The following is a 17,702-nucleotide window of genomic DNA, read 5'->3' as shown; positions in this document are numbered from 1 at the left end:
TTACTGTGCGCGCCATGAGAAGAATTTCGATCATGGTCAGCGCCGCGGTGCTGACCGCCGGCCTCGCGTCCCCCGCGGTGGCCCACCCGGGCGGATCCGGCTTCGGCCGGGCCACTCTGACCGGCTTCGCGTCGCTGCCGGCCGAGACGTTCGTGCCGGGCAGCGAGCCGTCCGGCGCCGCCATCGGCGCGGGCCCCTTCAACGGGATCGCGGCGCCCTTCGCGCACCAGCCGGTGCAGGGCTTCAGCGGTGTGGTGAACCGGCGCGACGGAACCTTCGACGTGCTGTCGGACAACGGCTACGGCAGCAAGGCCAACAGCGCCGACTTCCTGCTGCGCGTGAACCGCATCGAGCCGGACACGCGCACCGGCAAGGTCACGGTGCTCGGCGGGTTCAACCTGAGCGACCCCGACCGTCATGTGCCGTTCGCGCTGACGCGGGCCGACCGGGTGCTGACCGGCGCCGACTTCGACGTCGAGTCGATCCAGCGGATGCCCGACGGTACGTACTGGATCGGCGACGAGTTCGGCCCCTGGCTGCTGCACTTCTCCGCCAAGGGACGCCTCCTCGAGGCGCCGATCGCGCTGGACGGCGTGCAGGCGCCGGAGAACCCGTACCTGAACGGCGCCCAGCCGACCATAGCCGGCAGCAAGGGCTTCGAGGGCCTCGTCCGCTCCGTCGACGGCCGTCACCTCTACCCGCTCCTGGAGGGCACGGTGACCGGCGACACTCCCGGTGACCTGCGGTTCAGTGAGTTCGATCTGTGCAAGGGCAAGTACACCGGGAAGCGGTACGTCTACCGCCTGGAGTCGACCGCGAACGCCATCGGCGACGCCATCGCCGTCGACCGGCACCGGTTCCTGGTCATCGAGCGTGACGGCGGGCAGGGCGACACGGCCAAGTTCAAGCGCATCTACCTGGCCGACACCCGGGACCGCGACGGCGACGGCCTGATGGACAAGACCCTGGTCGCCGACCTGCTGGACATCGCCAACCCCAAGGGGCTCGGCGGCTTCGGGGAGACGTTCCGCTTCCCGTTCCAGACGATCGAGGACGTGAACCTCGTCGACGACCGCACGCTCGCGGTCCTCAACGACAACAACTTCCCGTTCTCCTCGGGCCGTACGGCCGGCAAGGCCGACGACAACGAGTTCATCACCATCCGGCTCTCCGCCCCGCTGCACGCGGACAAGCGCGCGCTGCGCTGAAAGCCGTGACACGGCCGGACCGTTCGAGGGGACGAGCGGTCCGGCCGCCGCATGTTCCGCGTGGTGCACAACTGCCGTCCATACGCCCGTAATAGCGGCAGCGCAATGTGATGACCTTCACCCCGGTGTGGCGGAAAGTGATGAATTCCTTACGCAAGCAGTGCGTAAGGGACGGTAATTCAGACAACGCCACCAGTGGAGGTTTAAAGTGCAACCGTTCACCCTCAAGTACGCGTTTCCCGGCGGGATTTCTCAGGCGGTGACGCCTTATCACTTCGATCCGGCCCGGCAGCTCAACATGCTGCCCGACGGCCGGCCCGCCGTAAGTGACCCGGACCTCCTGCTCGCGGTCGGCACGACGACGTCCACCGCCGGGTCCGCGACCCACTTCGACGACTGACGAACCGGTCCGCGCATGACGGTTCTCATCCTGACGTCCGAGGAGGACGTGACCGCCGACATGGTGGTGGCCGCACTGCACGCGACAGGGACGCCCGTGCTGCGGCTGGACCCCGCCGACCTGCCGGGCAAGGCCGTGCTGGCCGCCGACTACGCCTACGGCGACTTCGACGGCCATCTGTCGGTCAACGGGCATGTGCTCAGCATGGGCGGCCTGCGCTCCATCTGGGTGCGCAGGCCCGGCGAGCCGGCCGCACACGCGGCCACCCCCTCGCCGTGGCTGACCGCCGAGACCCGGCAGGCGCTGTACGGGATGCTCCACTCCGCCGCCGCACGGTGGATGAACCACCCGCGCAACGCCGATCAGGCCCGGCTGAAGCCCTGGCAGCTCAGGGTCGCCCACCTCAGTGGCTTCGCGGTGCCGCCGACGGTCTTCACCACCGCACCCCGGCTGGCGCGGGAGTTCGTCGAGGAGCACCGGGACGTCGTGGTGAAGTCCGCCTCGGGGCCGCCGCCCGGTGACCCCGTGCTGACCCTGCCCACCACCCTGATCGGCCCCGACGCGGACTTCTCCGCCGTCGCGGCCGGGCCCGCGCTGCTCCAGCGGTACATACCCAAACGCGCCGACATCCGGCTGACCTGCGTCGGCACCCGGCTGTTCGCCGCGCGCAAGACGGCCGAGCCCGGCCAGGTCGACGGGCGGTTCGGGGAAACCGGGCACGGCTGGGAGCCGGTCCCGGTCCCCGACCGCATCGGCAAGTCGGTGCACGAGTACGTCACGCTCGCCGGACTGGCGTACGCGGCCTTCGACTTAGCCGAGGACGAGGACGGCATCTGGTGGTTCCTGGAGTGCAACCAGGGCGGCCAGTTCGGCTTCGTGGAGCTGGAGACCGGACAGCCGATCGCCGAGGAGGTCGCCCTGTGGCTGGCCCAGCGCAGGTCGGACCGCCGCGCGGAGGGCCGTGGTTGAGTCCCTGGACTACGTTGAGGAGCACCGGTCCGACGTGCGCCCACAAGCCCGCCCCCGGGCCATGGGCGCACCGGGACCGACGCACCGGCGGACAAGGGGAGGACATGCGATGACCACGCGGCGGACGATCGCGCCGGACGAGCTCGACACGCTGGACCTGGCCGATCCGCGGTTGCACGCCGAGCGGGACCTGTCCGCCGTGTGGCGCCACTTGAGGCAGCGCCGGCCGGTCCACTGGAACCCGGCGACCGACACGGCTCCCGGGTTCTGGGCCGTGACCCGGCACGCCGACGTCATAGCCGTCTACCGCGACAGCGCACGCTTCACCTCCGAGGGAGGCAATGTCCTGCAGACCCTGCTCGCCGGCGGCGACACCGCGTCCGGGCGCATGCTCCCCATCACCGACGGGGAGAAGCACACCGGACTGCGCCGGGTGCTGATGTCGGCGTTCTCACCACGGGCGTTGCAGCCGATCGTGGAAAGCGTGCGGCGCACGGTGACCCGGCTGCTTCAGGACGCGCTGGAAAAGGGCCGCTGCGACTTCGCCGCCGACGTGGCAGCCCGCGTACCCCTCGGTGCGATCTGTGACCTGCTGGGCGTCCCCGACCACGACCGGGCGCATGTGCTGAGTCTGACGTCCTCAGCGCTGGGTTCGCACGAGGCCGACAGCACGGCGGCCGACGCCTGGATCGCCAGGAACGAGATCCTGCTCTACTTCGCCGAACTCGCCCGCGACCGGCGCGACAGCGGCCACTCGGACGTCATCACACTGCTGGCCGGCAGCGAGGTGAACGGCCTGCCGCTGGACGACGACGAGATCATGCTCAACTGCTACAGCCTGATCCTCGGCGGCGACGAGACGGCCAGGCTGTCCATGGTCGGCGCCGCCCTCGCGCTGCTGGAGCACCCCGGCCAGTGGCAGGCCCTCAAGCGCGACGACGCTCCCGTCGAAACGGCCGTCGAGGAGATCCTGCGCTGGACGACCCCCGCGCTGCACGCCGGGCGTACCGCGACCACCGACACCGAGATCGGCGGCCACCCGGTGCGGGCCGGCGACATCGTCACCGTCTGGAACGCCTCCGCCAACCAGGACGAGCTGGTCTTCGACGCCCCGGGAGAGCTGCGGCTGGACCGCACGCCCAACAAGCACCTCACCTTCGCCCACGGTCCCCACTTCTGCCTCGGCGCGTACCTGGCCCGCGCGGAGATCGGGGCCGTACTGGCCGGGCTGCGTGACCTCGTAGCGGAGATGGAGCAGACGGGTCCCGCCAGGCCCGTCCACTCCAACTTCCTCAGCGGCTTCGGCGCCCTGCCGCTCACGCTGAAGGCCGCCTGAACCGTCGTACCGCCTACGCGGCCAGCTCCTTGCGGATGCGGTCCAGCATGAAAGCCGAGGACTCCTTCGCCCGTTCCTCCCAGGCGAAGACGCAGGCCGTGGCGACGCCGTCGAAGTCCAGCTCGCGCAGCGTGCCGAAGAAGGCGTCCCAGTCGACCTCGCCCTGGCCGATGTCCAGGTGCTGGTGGATACGGGCCGGGGTGCCGGGCGGGTTGAGGATGTAGCGCAGGCCGGAGGAGCCCTTGTGGTTGAAGGAGTCCGCGATGTGCACATGCCGGAGCTTGTCGCCGGCGTAGCGCATCATCGCCGCGATGTCGGCGCCGACCTGCGAGGCCCCGGAGAGATGGAAGGAGTGCGGGGCGCAGTAGAGGTAGTTCACCCAGGGCTTGTCGATCGCTCGGACCAGGTCGACCGCGGGGGCGTTCTCCTCGCAGAAGTCGTCCGGGTGCGCCTCCAGGTTCAGGGCGATGCCTTCACGCTCGAACACCGGGAGCAGCTCCTCCAGCGAGCGCCAGAAGGCGGCCTCGCTCTCGGCGGCGCGCTCGGGACGGCCGTTGAACTCGCTGTTCATGAGCGGACATCCGAGGTCGGCGGTGATCTCGATCATCCGCTTCCAGTAGCGGACGGCCGCCTGCCGTTCCGTCTCGTCCGGCGAGGACCACTTGTACAGCGGCAGCACGGAGGACAGCTCGACGCCGTGCGTGCGCAGGGCGCCCTTCAACTCGGCGATCCGCTCGTTGTCGGCGCGCGGGTGCAGGAAGAACGGCATGAAATCGTCGCGCGGCGACAACTCGATGTAGTCGTAGCCGAGTTCGGCGACGGTGCGCACCAACTCGTCGATGGACAGCGCGCGGAACATGTACGGGTCGAGGGCGATCTTCACGCGGCACCTCCGTAGAAGGCGGGACGGGGCTTGAGGTCGGTGGCGACGACGCGGCCCGACCCAAGGGCCTCGACGGTCGCGGCGGTGATCACGGTCGCGGCGTAGCCGTCCCAGGCGGAGGGCCCGGTGGGCTCGTCGCCGGCGGCGATGCCCGCGATCCACTCGCGGAACTCGGTGTCGAAGGCGTCCCGGAAGCGGCCCACCCAGTCCGTGAGCACCTCGGTGCTGTGCTGAGCGGCGGTGCGTACGCCGACCGCGGCGGGGTCGGGCAGCCGGACGAGGCCCTCCTCGCCGACGGCCTCGCACTGGATGTCGTAGCCGTACCGGCAGTTGACGAAGACCTCCAGGTCGATGCGGACGCCCTTGGCCGTCTCGAAGAGCATGATCTGCGGGTCCTTGAGGTGCGCGAACCGCTTGCTCGTGGAGCGCGGGGTGATGACCTGGGTGGAGACGATCTCGTCGTCCAGCAGCCAGCGAAGCACGTCGACCTCGTGCACGGCCGTGTCGAGGGCGGCCATCTCGGAGGTGTACGACTTAGGGACGGCCGGGTTGCGGTGGGCGCAGTGCACGATCAGCGGTTCGCCGATCCGTCCGGCGTCGATGACCTGCTTCATCTGCCGGTACCCGGCGTCGTAGCGGCGCATGAACCCGACCTGCACCAGGCGCCGGCCGTGGGCGGTCTCGGCCTCGACGATCCGCAGACAGTCCTCGGCGGTGGTCGCGAGCGGCTTCTCGCAGAACACCGGCTTCCCAGCGGCGACGGCGCCCAGCACGTGCTCGGCGTGGGTCGGGCCCCAGGACGTCACCAGGACGGCGTCGACGTCGTCCGCCGCGATCACGGCGGCGCCGTCGGGCAGTACGCGGGCGCCGACCGGGGCCGCCGCGTCCTCGGCGCGGGCGGCGTCGATGTCGGTGACCGCGGTGACCCGGGCGCCGGTGACGGTGTTGGTCAGCCGCCGGATGTGCTCCTTGCCGATCCAGCCGGCGCCGATGACGCCCACTCGTACGGTCATGGGTGGTGGTCCTTTCTGCGGTCCCCGGCCGCGACGGACCCGGGGACGGGTGTTCAGGAGAAGCGCGCCCGGAGTTCGGCTTCGAGGGTCTCGAGCGAGCGGCCCTTCGTCTCGGGGACGTAGAGCTTCACGAAGGTGAGCGAGAACAGGCCCGCCACCACGAACAGGAAGAAGGTGTTGGAGATCCCGATGGCGGACACCAACGAGGGGAAGACCAGCCCGATCACGAAGTTGGTCAGCCACAGCACCACGGCCGCGACCCCCATGCCGAAGCCGCGCATCCGCATCGGGAAGATCTCCGACAGCATCAGCCACGTCACCGGCGAGATCGCGCCCTGCTGGAAGGCGAGGAAGGTGACGGTCATGGCGAGCACGGCGTAGGCACGGGCATCACCGGACGGCAGCACCAGCGAGAAGACACCGATCAGCAACAGGGCCGCTGTGGTGCCGATCTGACCCGCCATCAGCATGGGGCGCCGGTTGACCCGGCCGAGCAGCCAGATGCCGACGAAGGTGGCCAGCACCGAGATCACGCCGTTGGCGATGTTCGCCGTCAGCGCGCTGTCGGCGGCGAAGCCGGCGTCGGTGAGGATCTGGGTGCCGTAGTACATGATCGTGTTGACGCCGGTGATCTGCTGCACGATCGCGATGCCGAAGCCGATGAGCATCAGCCTGCGGATCCACGGGGTGGCCTTCATGTCCTGCCAGCCGCCGAGCCGCTCCTGCTCCTCCTTGACGGCGAGCGCGGACACTTCGGCGAGCTCGGCCTCGGCGCGCTGCCGGGACCTGACCTGCCTGAGGACTTCCAGGGCCTCGCCGAACCGGGCCTGGGAGGCGAGCCAGCGCGGGCTCTCGGGCATGACCAGCATGCCGAACCACAGCACGACGGCCGGGACGGTGGCGATCATCAGCATCCAGCGCCACACCCCGCCGGACTCGCCGCCCACCCGTGCGATGACCGCGTTGGAGGTGAACGCCAGCAACTGACCGCTGACGATCATCAGTTCGTTACGGGTGACCAGCGCGCCGCGCCGCTCGGCGGGGGAGACCTCCGCGAGGTAGACCGGCACCGTCACCGACGCGCCGCCCACCGCGAGGCCGAGCACGAACCGGGCCACGACCATGACGGCGGTCGTCGGCGCCAGTGTGCAGCCGAGCGCGCCGATGAAGAACAGCACCGCGAGGACAAGGATCGTACGACGCCGGCCGCGCGCGTCCGACAACCGCCCACCGGCGACGGCACCCAGGGCCGCGCCCAGCAGCAGCGAACTGGTGACCATGCCCTCGGTGACGGCGGTCAGGCCGAGGTCGTCGGTCATGTACGGCAGGGCGCCGTTGATGACGCCGGTGTCATAGCCGAAGAGCAGTCCGCCGAAGGTGGCGATGACGGTGATGAGCCGCAGCCGGCGCGAGACCGCGGGCGGGGCCTCCTGTGTGACGGTGGCAGCGGTCTCGGCCGCGTCGTCCCTGACATCCATGGGCCGCCTCCTCACTGGTGACCGGGTGTCTTGAGGGCGGGGCGTCGCGTCCCGGTCAGGCCGCAGCCCGCCAGGTGCTCACGCGTATCCATGGCGATGGGCAGCGGCACCTCGGGCGCGCACGGGTACAGGTCCTGCTCGACGATCACGAACAACTCGGCCTCCAGGCGGGCCAGTTCGGCCACGACGTCGGCGGGATCCGGCACGCCCGCGGGCGGTGAGACACACACTCCGCGCTTGACGGCCTCGCCGAACGACAGGTCCTCCGCCGCGACCTGGACGAGGACGTCCGGGTCCATCTGCTTGATGTGCACGTATCCGACGCGCTCACCGAAACGGCGGATCAGGTCGACGTTGTCGCCGCCGCCGTAGGCGACGTGCCCGGTGTCCAGGCAGAGGTTCGTCCAGCGGGGGTCCGACTCGTTCAGCAGCCGCTCGATCTCCGGTTGGCTCTGGATGTGGCTGTCGGCGTGCGGGTGGATGACGAGACGTACGTCGCACTCGTCCAGGAGCAGCCTGCCGAGCCGGTCGGCGGCCTTGCCGAAGCCCGCCCACTGCCCGGCGGTCAGCACCGGCGACTCGGTGAACCCGCCGGTCTTCTCGTCCCGGTACATCGGCGGGATGAGAACCAGGTGGTGGGCGCCGGCGGCGGCGGTCAGCTCGGCGACCTGCCGGACATGGGTGAGCATCCCGTCCCATGCCCCGGGCCGGTGCAGCGCGCCGAAGGCGGTGCCGCCGGAGACCTTGAGGCCGCGCGCGTCGAGCTCGTCCTTGAGCTGCCGGGGGTCGGTGGGGAGATAGCCGTACGGCCCGAGCTCCAGCCACTCGTACCCCGCCGCGGCGAGCTCGTCGAGGAAGCGGGTGTACGGGACCTGCTGGTCGTCCTCGGGGAACCACACGCCCCACGAGTCGGGGGCCGAGCCCAGGCACAGGTTGCCAGCGGTGGTGCGGAGCGAGGTTGGCGCCGTTGCCATGACAAGTCCTTCGGGGAGGGGACGTCAGTGGTGGTGTCCACGAATCTTCTGTCGCGCTCTACTAGCGCGCTCTAGTTCGAGTACGATGACCCTGGTCCAAATGTCATGTCAATAGCTTGTTGCTGGGAGATTTCGAGACCTGGCTAAGGTGAACGGCGTCGAAGGGTGGGTTCACAGGGTGGATGCGGCAGGCCGTCAGCGGCCCACGATGGCGGACGTCGCCCAGAAGGCGGGCGTCTCCCGGGCGCTCGTCTCGATCGTCTTCCGGGGTCTGCCCGGTGCGGGCAGCGAGACCCGGGAGCGGGTGCTGCGCGTCGCCGACGAGATCGGCTACCGGCCGGACAACGCGGCCCGGCTGCTCGCCCGGGGCCGCAGCCGCACGCTCGGCGTGATGTTCATCGTCCACCAGACCTTCCACACGGACCTCATCGCGGGCATCTACCCGGAGGCGGAGCGGCTCGGTTACGACGTGCTGCTCTCCGGGACGACCGCCGGCCGCGGCGAGGACAAGGCGATCGAGGCCCTGCTCAGCCACCGCTGCGAGGGCCTGATCCTGCTCGCCCCCGACGCCGAGCCGGGCTACCTCGACGAACTCGGACACCGCGCGGCAACCGTCTCGGTCGCGCGGCGCGCGCCCGGCGCCCATGTGGACTTCGTGCACAGCGCCGAGGGCAAGGGCGTGCGCCAGGCCATGGACCACCTCGTGGAACTGGGCCACCGCCGGATCGTGCACATCGACGGCGGGCGCGGCCCCGGCTCGGCCGAGCGGCGGCGCGCCTACCGGGCCGCGATGCGGCGGCACGGACTGGAGGCCGAGCAGCGGGTGATTCCCGGCACCCACACCGAGGAGTCGGGCATCGAGGCGGGCCGCATGCTGCTGGCGGAGCGCGAGCGCGGGCTGCCCCTGCCGACGGCGGTCCTCGCGGGCAACGACCGGTGCGCGATGGGCCTGTTGATGTCCCTGACGCGCTCGGGCGTCGAGGTCCCGCGCGACATGTCCGTGGTGGGCTACGACGACAGCCATCTCTCCCACCTGATGCCGATCGGCCTGACCACCGTCCGCCAGGACGCGGTCCTGCTGGCCGAGCATGCGGTGCGGTTCGCCGTGGAGCGGCTGGAGGATCCCGAACTGAAGCCGCGCGAGGCCGTGCTGGACCCCAAGCTCGTCGTGCGCGGCACGAGCGGGCCGGCCCCGCAGGAGCCGGCCCGCTGACGAACAGCGGCGAGGCCGGCCGCGCCCCGTCGCGGCCACGGCCGGCCTCGCCTGTCCATGTACGCGCCTGGCGCGTGCCTCTCGAATTACGGGTCCAGCGAGTGCCTTTCGATGTACGCGCCTAGCGCGTGCCCTTCGCGGCGAACTCGGCGACCGCGTCCACGTTGTCCTTGGTGATGAAGGCGGGCCCGGTCAGCACCGGAGCACTGCCGCCCCCGCTGAAGTTGCCGTTGGTCCTGTACAGCCACAGCGAGTCGACCGCCAGGTAGCCCTGGAGATAGGGCTGCTGGTCGATGGCGAACTCGACCTTGCCGTCCTGGACGGCCGTCACCAGCTCCTTGTTGAGGTCGAACGTGGCCACCTTGGCCGTGCTGCCCGCGTCGGACACCGACTGCACGGCGGTCAGCGCGAACGGGGCGCCGAGCGTGACCACCTGGTCGATGGAGGAGTCCTGCTGGAGCTTGGCGGTGATCGTCGACTTCACGGACGGCATGTCGGTGCCGTTGACGTAGAGGATGTCCGACCTGCCCTTGAAACCCTTCTTCAGACCGGCGCAGCGGGCCTCCAGTGCGACATGGCCCTGTTCCTGGATGACGCACAGCGCGTGCTTGGCGCCGGTCTCGCCGAGCCGCTCGCCGAAGGCCGCGCCGGCGATGTTCTCGTCCTGGCCGAAGTACTCGAGCATGCCGAGTGCCTTCCAGTCGTCCAGGCCGGAGTTGAAGCCGACGACCGGGATACCGGCCGCCGTGGCCTTGGCGACCACGGCCTTCATCGCGCTCGGCTTGGCCGCGGTGAGGGCGATGCCGTCGACCTTCTGGTCGATGGCGTTCTGCACCAGGTTGGCCTGGTTGCCGGCGCTCGGGTCGCTGGAGTAGACGAGCTTGATGTTGTCCTTGGCGGCGGCGGCCTCGGCGCCCTTGCGGATCAGGTCCCAGAAGGTGTCACCGGGGGCCGCGTGAGTGACCATGGCAACGGTCATCCGGGGAGTCGTGGCCTTGCCCGCCGAGGTGTCCGCGGAGCCCTCCTCGGAGTCCTTCCCGCCGGAGCCGCTGGAGCATCCCGCGGCGAACAGGGCGGCGGCCAGGGCGGCGGCCGTCAGGCCGGCGGCTCGGTGGTGTCTGCGCATGTCCCATGCACCTCGCTGTGCTGATCGGGGCGGGTTCTCAGGTGGGGGAGGTTCACGGGTTCCGCCCGCCGGTCAAAGGCTGGAGCGCTCCACTAGCGCGCTCTAGTGGCAGGAACTATGCGGCCGCCCGCAGATGATGTCAATGGGTTTGTCAGGACGTATCGACAAGGCCGAGGTGGAAGGGCGAGTCGGCCGCTGCGGCGGGTGCGTGAGGCGCAGCGCGGCCTCGGGCGACACAACGCCACCCCGCCTCGGACGAGACGGGGTGGTGAGGGCGGTTCGGTGGCCGGGTCGGCCGACGGCTCAGGCGGGCCGTATCGCGCTGTGGATCGCCGACTCCCCGGCGTACTGGATCGACTCCTCGCGTATGAGCGCACCGGGCCCCGGGGCGTGGATCATCATGCCGTTCCCGGAGTAGATGCCGACGTGCCCGGCGTGGAAGAGCACCAGGTCACCGAGTTCGAGGTGGGTCAGGGCGACACCCTGCCCCGCCGTCGCCTGCTCCGGGGCCGTGCGCGGGAGCGTGATGCCGGCGGCCTTCCAGGCGGCCTGGGTGAGACCGGGGCCGTCGAACGCCTCGGGGCCGGTCGTGCCCCAGACGCAGGGCTTGCCCAGTTGGGCGCGGGCGAACTCCAGGGCCCGGATGGCGCGGGTGTCCTGCGAAACCGTCGACGTGACGGCGGTGGTGGTGGCCGCCGGAGTAGTGGCCGGTGGCGTGGCCGTCGTGAGGGTGCCGAGGTAGGGGTCCGTGATGGTGGTCGGGGTGGCGGTCGGTGGTGTCGGCGTGGTGAGGGTGCCGAGGTAGGGGTCCGTGATGGTGGTCGTGAGGGGATCCGTCGCCGGAGCCGCCGGTGCGGTCGTCGGCCAGGCCGTCGCGCCGGGCGGGACGGTGGTCAGGTCGGCTGCCGACTGCGCTTGCAGGGCCTGCCACTGGTCCTCCGCCGAGGGCTGGGCCTGGGCCGGCGGGGTGCCCCAGGTGTCGGACGCGGGCAGCGCGGCGATGGCCGCCGAGGGGGCGCTCTGCCCCGTGGCGTACAGGGACAGCAGCTCTCGGGCCCGGTCGAGCTTGCGCCGGTTCTGCTCCTTGGTCGTCCGCAGCGAGGCCCGCGTCTGCGGATCGGCGGCGGAGTCGATGGCCGGGACTGCCGCGGAGGCCGAGGCGGTCGACGCCGGCAGGGCGAGGACGGCCGGCATCACCTGGGTGGCCTGGAGGTCCGCCGACGGGGTCTCGGGCGCGGCCGGCAGGGCGGCGACGGGGCCGGCGGTCAGCTCGGCAACCGGAGCCGCTCCGACGGCCGGACCGGACGTCAACTCCCTGACCGGCGCGGCGGGCAGCTCCAGCGGCGCACGGCCGGTCGACTCCCACGCCGGGGCGAGGTCCTGCATCGCACGCGCGGGCCTGCGTTCGGCGGGACGGGCCGGCGTTCTGTCGGCCGGCAGCGCGGCCGGCACGGTCGGGCCAAGCTTTGCACGCGCGACGTCGAACCACTGCCGGGTCACGCTGTCGAGAGCGGGGTCGCCGCGCCTGTCCTCGCTCGCCCGTGTTCCGGCGGGCGCGGATCCGGCGTCAGCCGGCCGGGCACCGCGCTTGCGCGGCCCCGTCGACGCTGCGCGGGTGGCGTTGAAGGTCCCCGAGTCGGTCTCGGCGCGGTCGTAGAGGGAGGTGATCCGTCGGCTCACTTCCTCGCGGCTGGGTGCCTCGTCCGCCGACGCGGGGGCGGCGCCCGCCGTCTGGCCGAGCAGCGCCACCGAGGTGAGGGCCGCCGACGCGAGTGCGGAGTTGCGCATGCCGGGCAGGCTGAGAGCCCCCGGCCGCGCGGTGCCTTCCGGCGCCATGGGCGACGTACTCCTTCCGTACTCCGCCTACCGAGTTAGCGGTGGGGGTACCCCCAGGTCGTTCAGGCTCTGGGGGAGGGTTCGGGCGGTCGAATCGGAAGGTGTGCCCTACAACCCCTTGCCCCGAAGGGCAGTTGGCCGATTCACCCCAAGTTCGGTTGGGTCCCCGGCTCCGGTGAACCTCATTGAGCGCACCGGACTCGGCGGAGGCCACGCGTCCCGGCGGGGTTCGCCGGAGGTCGTCGTGTGGCCTGAGCCGTAACCTAGCCAACTTGTGCGCCTCCCGTGAAGGTTGAGGCGCTAAATGTCCGATACGTTTCTGTGACCTTCGACGCTTGCGGGGGAGCGGCGGCCGGATTCACTTCGCAGTGCGCTGACGCCGCCACGCTTCGTAGTGGTCGAGGACCGTCTGCTCGATCGGGCGGTAGGTGATGCCCAGTTCGCTCACACTGCGGCTGTTGTCCACCCGGAACCGGATGCCGAGGTGTTTACGGATGTAATCCTGCGTCAGGCCGAAGGCGGGGCCGAGGATCCGCACCGGCCAGTGCGGGAGCGCGGTCCGCGGGAGCCGGAGGTCGCGGGGGTAGCGGGTCCGCAGGATGCGGGACATCTCGTGGAACGACGTCATGGTCTCGGCGGCGACGATGTAACGGCCCTTCGCGTCCGGGTTCTCGGCGGCCGCGATGTGCGCGTCGGCCACGTCGCGCACGTCCGCCGTGGTGAAGCTGAAGTCCGGGGCGCCGTAGAAGAAGTAGCCCTTGAACAGCTCCTGGAGCAGGAACAGGCTGCCGGACTCGGAGGCGGGTGTCAGGGACGGACCCAGGATCAGGCCGGGGTTGACCGACACCATGCTCCAGCGGCCCTGGGCGGCCTCGGCGTCCCGGGCGGCGCGCTCCGCGACCGTCTTGGCGTAGTGGTACGGGTTGTTCTCCACTGTGCTGGTGGTGTTGAAGTACCGCTCGGAGAGCATCTCGTCGTCCATCTTCAGGACGTCCGCGTAGTCACCGAAGATCGTGCCCACGGTGGAGGTGAGCACGAGCCGCTCCACCGTGGGAGTCCGCTCGACGGCCGACAGTACATTGCGCGTGCCGAGCAGGGCCGGGTCCACCATGTCCCGGCGGCCGTCCTTGATCTTCTCCGGCATGCGGAACGGCGACGCCACATGGAACACCGTCCGGCAGTCGGTCATCGCCTCGTCGAAGGCGCCCTCGGCCAGCAGGTCCGCCTCGAACAGGGACAGTCGACCGGGATGCGCGTCCTGCATCTCGCGCAGCGGTCGCACCTTGGCCGTGGCGGCCGTGCTGCGGACGGTGGCGTGGACGTGGTGGCCGCGCTCCAGAAGCCGGTGCACCAGATGACTGCCGACGAAGCCGCTGCCGCCGGTCACCAGTACGGCTGCCGAACCGTCCGAGCCCATGCCCTCACCCCTCACGTCCCGCGGTCGGGGGTCACCTTATGGTGCCGTGTCACCAGCGCGGCAGACGCAGTTCGTACTCGGGCCGGATCCGCCGCATGCAGCCCGTGTCGTCCGTCCCGGGAGCGCATGCCGGAGTCGACGTACAGGCGGTGCAGTCGGTCGAGGGCGTCGTGATCGAGCTCGACTCCGAGTCCCGGGCCGGTGGGGACCTCGACCGCTCCGTCGCGCAGGACGAGAGGGCCGGGGACGATCACGTCGTCGGCGGAGTTCCACGGGTGGTGCGTGTCGCAGGAGTGGTCGAGGTTGGGGACGGCCGCCGCCGCATGGGTCATGGCGGCGGGGCTGATGCCCAGATACGAGTTGGAGTGCAACGAGAGCGCGATGCCGAACGCCGCGCAGACGGCGGCCAGTTCACGGGTGCGGCGCAGCCCGCCCCATGTCTCCACCGTCCAGGCCGTGTTGGGGTCGAGCCGCAACGGCCGCCCGGGGAAGCCTCCATCAGCGCCCGGATCGCGGCGATCTCCTCGTCGGGCGGGAGGACGCCGCCCTTGAGCTTGAACGAGCAATAGCCGTAACGCTGTTGCATCAGCCGGGCCTGTTCGACGATCCCGGCGGGGTCCAGGGCCTCGCCCCAGTCATCGCCCACGGCCTGACGGGCGTCGAGGGCGGGGTGTTCGGCCCACTTGTAGAAGAGGTGCGCGGCGAACGGCACGGCGTCCCGGACCCTTCCGCCCAGCAGGTCGCTGACCGGACGGCCGAGCAGCCTGCCCTGTGCGTCGAGGCAGGCCACCTCCACCGCCGAGGTCGTCCAGCCGCGCTCTTGGGAGCCGGGCACGCTCGGCAGCAGGGCGGCGTCGATCGCGGGGTCAAGACATGACGGGGGGATTTCGTCGACCCGGTAAGGGGCGGGTCCAGGGTGCGAGGTTGACGGGCGGGTTCTCGTCACCCCTGGAAAACCGGCCAAGGAGGGTTGTGTACGACTCGGGGAGGTCGCACGCGCGTGCGACCAGTCGAACGGTGTGGGTAAGGGGTTTCCATCGTGCGCCGGGCGTCGGCCGGCACCCCGTCGCGAGACTCGCTGTGCAGGATCTGTGAACCACCTGGCCGGGGCGCGCAGGCAGGATGTGCGGATGCCGGGAGGGCGTCTTCACCGAACCCCCTCCCGGGGTGGCCTGAAGCCGTCTTGCTCGGTCAACTTCGAACGCATCAAGGTGGATTGAGCACTTGAGCATCAGGAGTCACAAGCGCGTTGCTTGGCCCGGACGGCCGACAAGTCCGGGATATTGACGGGGGAAACTGATGCGGTGCGCACGGCCGCCGCCATCGACCCGCGGGGGCTGCTCGCGCACCCGTCCGGCACTTCTTCCTCTGCCGTCTCTTGGTGCCTATGTCCCGGTGCCCGAGACAGGGATAAGGAGGGGGAATGCCGATGAGCGCGGTGAGCGCCGCCAAGCCGACGTATCCCGGCGTCTACGTCGAAGAGCTTCCCAGCAGCACCCGTACGATCTCGACCCTGACCACGTCCGTGACCGCCTTTGTGGGCCACACCCGACGTGGTCCGCTCAACGAGCCGGTACGCGTCACCAGCTTCACGGAGTTCGAGCGCCGCTTCGGCGGCCTGAGCGCCCAGAGCGCCGTCGGCTACGCGGTCCACCAGTTCTTCGGCAACGGCGGCACCGTGGCGGTGATCGTCCGTGTCGCCAAGGCAGGCAGCGGCAAGGCCGCCTGCGTCACCCTCAAGTCCACCGAGGGCCACAGCGAGGGCCCGGTCCTCGAAGTGCACGCCAAGGAGCCCGGCGTCTGGGGCAACGGCCTGCGTGTCGCCGTCGACCACGACACCCCGTGCCCCGACGAAACCTTCAACCTGAGGGTCTACGACGCCAAGGGCGACGCCCGCGAGAGCTTCACCGGCCTGTCCATGGACGCCGCCAACGGCCGCTACGCGCAGACGGTGATCAACGCGGGCTCGAAGCTGATCCGCGTCGAGGTAGTCGGCGAGGGCCGCCCCGACCCGTCCGGCACCGTCTCCAAGCCCTTCGGCGACGAACTCCCGAACCTGGCCGTCGACCTGACGGTCAAGATCGGCGAGGTGGAGCGCGAGTTCACGCTCTACGACCCCGACTGCGACGGCGAAGCCCCGTGCAGCGTGGCCGAGTTGGCGCTGCTGCTCGAACGCAAGCTGCGCGCCCTGCCCGACGCGCCCGGCAAGCACGCCTTCGCCGGCGCCGAGGTCACCGCGTTCGGCCGCCGTATCCAGGTCGTCGCCGGGTCCACCGACCCCGAGGACGTCGTCCGCTTCCTCGGCGAGTGCGCCAACGACCTCGGCCTGGAAGCCTCCGTCAACCCGCCGGTCTTCCCGCTGGAGGGCGGCGAGGACGGCGAGGCACCCGGCCCGCGCGACCTCATCGGCTCCGAGGGCGACAAGACCGGCATCCAGGCGCTGCGCGGCGTCGCCGACGTCAACCTGCTGGCGCTGCCCGAGCTCGCGGCGTACGAGAAGACCGAGGACGCCCTCACCGTCATCTCGGCCGCCCAGCGGCTGTGCGCCGAGCGGCGGATCTTCCTGCTCGTCGACGCGCCGAGCACCTGGGTCAGCGTCGACTCCGCACGCGCCGGCCTCGCCGCCTTCGACGCGGTGCGCGGCAACCACGCGGGCCTGTACTTCCCGCATCTGCAGCTCACCGACCCGCTCACGGGCCGGCTGCGTTCCTTCCCGCCGTCCGGCGCCGTCGCCGGCGTCATCGCGCGCACCGACTCCGAGCGGGGCGTATGGAAGGCCCCGGCGGGCACCGAAGCGCGGCTCGCGGGCGTGCACTCGCTCACCGTCAACCTGACGGACCGCGAGACCGGCCTGCTCAACCCGCTGGGCGTCAACTGCCTGCGCACCTTCCCGGTCACCGGCCCGGTCGTCTGGGGCGCGCGCACGCTGGAGGGCTCCGACGCGCTCGACAGCGAGTGGAAGTACGTGCCGGTGCGCCGGCTCGCGCTGCACGTCGAGGAGAGCCTCCAGCGCGGCCTGCAGTGGGTGGTCTTCGAGCCCAACGACGAGAACCTGTGGCAGCAGATCCGGCTCGCCGCCTCCTCGTACCTGCACACGCTCTTCCGTCAGGGCGCCTTCAAGGGCGGCACCCCGCGCGAGGCGTACTTCGTCAAGTGCGACAGCGACACGACGACCGCCGAGGACATCGAGAACGGCATCGTCAACGTCCTCGTCGGCATCGCACCGGTCCGGCCGGCGGAGTTCGTGATCGTCAAAATCCAGCAGACGTCCGGGCAGTTCGCGCTCTAGGCGCGGGGAATCGTGGAGAACTGAAGGAATCCGATGGCTGAGTTCACGGTCAACGCGCATCGCTTCGACCCCTACAAGAACTTCAAGTTCCTGGTCCTGTGGGACGGTCGCACGGTCGCCGGCATCAGCAAGATCAGTCCGCTGAAGCGGACGACGGAAGTCGTCAAACACCGGCACGGAGGCGACCCGTCGTCGCCCCGCAAGTCGCCGGGCCGCTCCGAGTTCGAGGGCATCACCCTGGAGCGCGGCGTCACCCACGACCCCGAGTTCGACCGCTGGGCCAACAAGGTCTGGCAGGTCGGCGCGGGCCTCGGCTCCGAGGTGTCCCTCGCGGACTTCCGCAAGGACATCGTCATCCAGGTCCTCAACGAGGCCGGCCAGGTCGCCGTCTCGCACAAGCTGTACCGGACCTGGCCGAGCGAGTACCAGGTCCTCGGCGAGCTGGACGCCAACGCCAACGCGGTGGCCATCCAGTCGCTGAAGCTCGAGTGCGAGGGCTGGGAGCGGGACTACGAGGTGCCCGAGCCGGAGGAGCCGTCGTTCCTCAACCCCGCTTGATC

At 70.6% G+C, this 17,702-nt stretch carries 14 protein-coding genes and 1 pseudogene; 7 read left to right on the top strand and 8 right to left on the bottom strand.

The window, feature by feature from the left end; genetic code table 11:
* The first annotated feature begins 14 nt into the window (after nt 1-14).
* The 4 genes from ACZ69Q_RS13265 to ACZ69Q_RS13250 all read left to right on the top strand — a co-directional run bounded on the left by ACZ69Q_RS13265 (nt 15) and on the right by ACZ69Q_RS13250 (nt 3,913).
* Nucleotides 15-1,208 (top strand): esterase-like activity of phytase family protein, encoded by a 1,194-nt coding sequence (locus tag ACZ69Q_RS13265; protein WP_471041040.1) that lies wholly within the window; start codon nt 15-17, stop codon nt 1,206-1,208.
* 208 nt (nt 1,209-1,416) lie between these two features.
* Entirely contained in the window at nt 1,417-1,608 is a 192-nt protein-coding gene (tgmA, locus tag ACZ69Q_RS13260; RefSeq protein WP_471041038.1) for a putative ATP-grasp-modified RiPP, read from the top strand.
* Nucleotides 1,609-1,623: 15 nt separating this feature from the next.
* On the top strand, nt 1,624-2,577 hold the full coding sequence (locus ACZ69Q_RS13255) for an MvdC/MvdD family ATP grasp protein (protein ID WP_471041036.1): 954 nt from the start codon (nt 1,624-1,626) through the stop codon (nt 2,575-2,577).
* A 109-nt stretch (nt 2,578-2,686) separates the two neighbouring features.
* On the top strand, nt 2,687-3,913 hold the full coding sequence (locus tag ACZ69Q_RS13250) for a cytochrome P450 (RefSeq protein WP_471041033.1): 1,227 nt from the start codon (nt 2,687-2,689) through the stop codon (nt 3,911-3,913).
* Between the two features lie 13 nt (nt 3,914-3,926).
* Here ACZ69Q_RS13250 and ACZ69Q_RS13245 read toward each other — a convergent pair whose 3' ends face one another.
* Genes ACZ69Q_RS13245 through ACZ69Q_RS13230 form a run of 4 tightly spaced genes read right to left on the bottom strand, consistent with a single transcriptional unit; the run spans nt 3,927 to nt 8,261 of the window.
* Nucleotides 3,927-4,796, bottom strand: a complete 870-nt coding sequence (locus ACZ69Q_RS13245; protein WP_471041031.1) for a sugar phosphate isomerase/epimerase family protein — start codon at nt 4,794-4,796, stop codon at nt 3,927-3,929.
* Nucleotides 4,793-5,809 (bottom strand): Gfo/Idh/MocA family oxidoreductase, encoded by a 1,017-nt coding sequence (locus tag ACZ69Q_RS13240; protein ID WP_471041030.1) that lies wholly within the window; start codon nt 5,807-5,809, stop codon nt 4,793-4,795. Before ACZ69Q_RS13240 ends, ACZ69Q_RS13245 begins: the two co-directional genes overlap by 4 nt.
* Before the next feature lie 53 nt (nt 5,810-5,862).
* Nucleotides 5,863-7,287 carry a sugar porter family MFS transporter gene (locus ACZ69Q_RS13235; RefSeq protein ID WP_471041028.1) on the bottom strand — a complete coding sequence of 475 codons (1,425 nt, stop codon included), beginning with the start codon at nt 7,285-7,287 and terminating at the stop codon, nt 5,863-5,865.
* Between the two features lie 11 nt (nt 7,288-7,298).
* Nucleotides 7,299-8,261 (bottom strand): TIM barrel protein, encoded by a 963-nt coding sequence (locus tag ACZ69Q_RS13230; protein ID WP_471041026.1) that lies wholly within the window; start codon nt 8,259-8,261, stop codon nt 7,299-7,301.
* Between the two features lie 208 nt (nt 8,262-8,469).
* Here ACZ69Q_RS13230 and ACZ69Q_RS13225 point away from each other — a divergent pair, with 208 nt between their 5' ends.
* Nucleotides 8,470-9,474 carry a LacI family DNA-binding transcriptional regulator gene (locus ACZ69Q_RS13225; RefSeq protein WP_471041024.1) on the top strand — a complete coding sequence of 335 codons (1,005 nt, stop codon included), beginning with the start codon at nt 8,470-8,472 and terminating at the stop codon, nt 9,472-9,474.
* A gap of 121 nt (nt 9,475-9,595) precedes the next feature.
* On the opposite strand, the gene ACZ69Q_RS13220 is transcribed toward ACZ69Q_RS13225, so the two are convergent.
* From ACZ69Q_RS13220 to ACZ69Q_RS13205, 4 genes and pseudogenes are all read right to left on the bottom strand, one after another.
* Entirely contained in the window at nt 9,596-10,600 is a 1,005-nt protein-coding gene (locus ACZ69Q_RS13220; RefSeq protein WP_471041022.1) for a substrate-binding domain-containing protein, read from the bottom strand.
* 303 nt (nt 10,601-10,903) lie between these two features.
* Complete coding sequence (locus ACZ69Q_RS13215) at nt 10,904-12,436, bottom strand: C40 family peptidase (protein ID WP_471041020.1); 1,533 nt, start codon at nt 12,434-12,436, stop codon at nt 10,904-10,906.
* A 358-nt stretch (nt 12,437-12,794) separates the two neighbouring features.
* A complete protein-coding gene (locus tag ACZ69Q_RS13210) occupies nt 12,795-13,853 on the bottom strand; it encodes an NAD-dependent epimerase/dehydratase family protein (RefSeq protein WP_471041019.1) in 1,059 nt (352 codons plus the stop codon).
* 49 nt (nt 13,854-13,902) lie between these two features.
* Nucleotides 13,903-14,748, bottom strand: a pseudogene (locus ACZ69Q_RS13205) (enolase C-terminal domain-like protein); the annotation flags it as partial.
* 528 nt (nt 14,749-15,276) lie between these two features.
* Between ACZ69Q_RS13205 and ACZ69Q_RS13200 the strand changes: the two are divergent.
* Together ACZ69Q_RS13200 and ACZ69Q_RS13195 are read left to right on the top strand one after the other, a co-directional pair.
* Nucleotides 15,277-17,142, top strand: coding sequence for a phage tail sheath subtilisin-like domain-containing protein (locus ACZ69Q_RS13200; RefSeq protein ID WP_471041018.1), 1,866 nt, complete (start codon nt 15,277-15,279; stop codon nt 17,140-17,142).
* Nucleotides 17,143-17,175: 33 nt separating this feature from the next.
* Nucleotides 17,176-17,700 (top strand): phage tail protein, encoded by a 525-nt coding sequence (locus ACZ69Q_RS13195; protein WP_004003113.1) that lies wholly within the window; start codon nt 17,176-17,178, stop codon nt 17,698-17,700.
* Nucleotides 17,701-17,702 lie beyond the last annotated feature (2 nt).

The organism is Streptomyces sp. NPDC036764 (genome assembly GCF_055609385.1).
This window is presented reverse-complemented; position numbering and strand designations above follow the sequence as displayed.